The 2,216-nt window shown below is 74.4% G+C and carries 3 protein-coding genes; all 3 read left to right on the top strand.

Annotated features, from left to right (window positions below; all coding sequences use genetic code 11):
• Positions 1-388: 3-oxoadipyl-CoA thiolase (locus VGW35_18510; protein ID HEV8309660.1), on the top strand; the 388-nt coding region annotated here is incomplete at its 5' end.
• A 22-nt stretch (positions 389-410) separates the two neighbouring features.
• Positions 411-1,994, top strand: a complete 1,584-nt coding sequence (locus VGW35_18505) for a biotin carboxylase N-terminal domain-containing protein (GenBank protein ID HEV8309659.1) — start codon at positions 411-413, stop codon at positions 1,992-1,994.
• On the top strand, positions 1,994-2,216 hold a 223-nt coding region (locus tag VGW35_18500), incomplete at its 3' end, for a hypothetical protein (GenBank protein HEV8309658.1). The genes VGW35_18505 and VGW35_18500, both read left to right, overlap by 1 nt.

The following is a 2,216-nucleotide window of genomic DNA, read 5'->3' as shown; positions in this document are numbered from 1 at the left end:
GGCCCACGGCCTCGAGCCGATGGCCCGGGTGGTCACCTGGGCCACCGCCGGGGTCGAGCCGCGCCGGATGGGGATCGGGCCGGTTCCGGCCCTCAACAAGGCGCTCAGCCGGGCCGGCTGGAAGCTCGACGACATGGCCGTGGTGGAGCTCAACGAGGCCTTTGCCGCCCAGTCGCTGGCGGTGGTCCGCACGCTGGGCCTCGACCTGGCGGTGGTCAACCCCCGGGGCGGCGCCATCGCCCTCGGCCACCCGCTGGGCTGCTCCGGTGCCCGGCTGATGGCGACGCTCGTCCATCAGCTCCAGGGCCAGCCGGCCGGCGCCCGCGGGGCGGCGACGATGTGCATCGGCGTCGGCCAGGGAATCGCCACGCTGGTGGAACGCGTCTGAACCCGCGTTTAGCATCCGGGCCTTGAATACCGTCGCTGCCGCCCCGTTCTCCCGACTGCTGGTGGCCAACCGGGGCGAGATCGCCGTCCGGGTGATCCGGGCGTGCCGGGAACTCGGCATCACCACCGTGACCGTGTACTCGGAGGCCGACGCCGGTGCCCGCCACGTTCGCCTCGCCGACGAGGCCGTGCCGCTGCGCGGCAACACCGCCGCCGAGAGCTACCTCGACGTCGGCCAGATCGTGGCCGCACTGCGGTCGTCGGGTGCGGAGGCCGTCCATCCCGGCTACGGGTTCCTTTCCGAGAACGCCGCCTTCGCCCAAGCGGTGGCCGACGCCGGGGCCGTCTTCGTCGGGCCGCCGCCGGCCGCCCTCGACATGATGGGCGACAAGCTGTCGGCCCGCCTGGCGGCCGAAAAAGCCGGGGTGGCGGTCGTGCCGGGCACCACCGTGGCGCTGGCCGATGCGGCCGAGGTCGCCCGTTTCGGCGACGAGTTCGGCTGGCCCGTCGCCATCAAGGCCGCGTTCGGCGGTGGTGGTAGGGGCATCCGGGTGGTGGCCTCGGCCGCCGAGGCCCGCGACGCCTTCGCCAGCGCCGCCTCCGAAGCAGAGCAGGGCTTCGGGCACGCCGAGTGCTACATCGAGCGCTATCTCGTCTGGCCCCGTCACATCGAGATCCAGGTCTTCGCCGACACCCACGGCCGCTGTGTCTGGCTGGGGGAGCGGGAGTGCTCGATCCAGCGCCGCCACCAGAAGCTGATCGAGGAAGCGCCGGCGCCGGCGTTCCCCGACGAGACCCGCCGGGCGATGGGGGAGGCGGCGGTGCGGGTGGCCGAGGTGGCCGGCTACGTCGGCGCCGGCACGGTCGAGTTCCTCTATGAATCCGGGGACGGGGAGGACGGTGCACCCGGGGGTTCGGGGGTGTCCCCCGGAAACTTCTGGTTCCTGGAGATGAACACCCGGCTCCAGGTCGAGCACCCGGTGACCGAGATGGTGACCGGCGTGGACCTGGTGCGCGCCCAGGTCGCGATCGCGGCGGAGGGCGCGCTGCCGCTCGAGCAGGGCGACGTGGTGCGGCGCGGCCACGCGATCGAGGCGCGGGTCTACGCCGAGGACGCGGCCGCCAACTTCCTGCCCCAGGCGGGGCGCGCGCTCGAGGTGCGCTGGCCGCGCGCGCCGTTCGTGCGCGTGGATCGCGGGATCGAAAGCGGCGACGAGGTGCCGGTGCACTACGACCCGATCCTCGGCAAGGTCGTCGCGTTCGGAACCGACCGCGCCGCGGCCCTCGTCCGCCTCGCCGCGGCGCTCGACGAGACCCTGATCCACGGCGTCACCACCAACCTGCCGTTCCTGAGGGCGCTGGTGCGCGCCCGCGAGGTGGAGCGCGGGGCGTTCGACGTGGAGTGGATCGAGCGCGAGTTCCTCGCCGGGTTCGCGGCGGTCGCAACGGCGCCCGCACCCGAGCTGGCCCTGGCGGCGGCTGCGCTGAGCGAGCATCTCGGCGCGGTGGACCGCGGCGCCACGGGTGCCGCCGGCGCGGCTCCGGGCTCGCGCCCTGCGGACGCCTTCCGTGACGCGGGGCGCTGGCGGCTCCCGGGGCTCGAGTGATGCGCGTCGCGTTCCGGGACGGCGACCGCGTGCGCGAGGTCGAGGTCGCGCCGCTCGCGCCGGGCCGCTTCCAGGTCACGGTCGACGGAGCGGCGCTTGAGGTGGCGGTGGAGTCCCGTGGAGACGGCGCGATCGCGCTCCATACCCCGGAGGGCACGGCGCTCGCCGAGGTCACGGCGATCGGGAGCGCGCGCTTCGTGCGCGTCCACGGCATGGACTTCG

It is taken from the genome of Candidatus Methylomirabilota bacterium (assembly GCA_036005065.1).
Taxonomy (GTDB): Bacteria; Methylomirabilota; Methylomirabilia; order Rokubacteriales; family DASRDR01; genus DASYQW01.
This window is presented reverse-complemented; position numbering and strand designations above follow the sequence as displayed.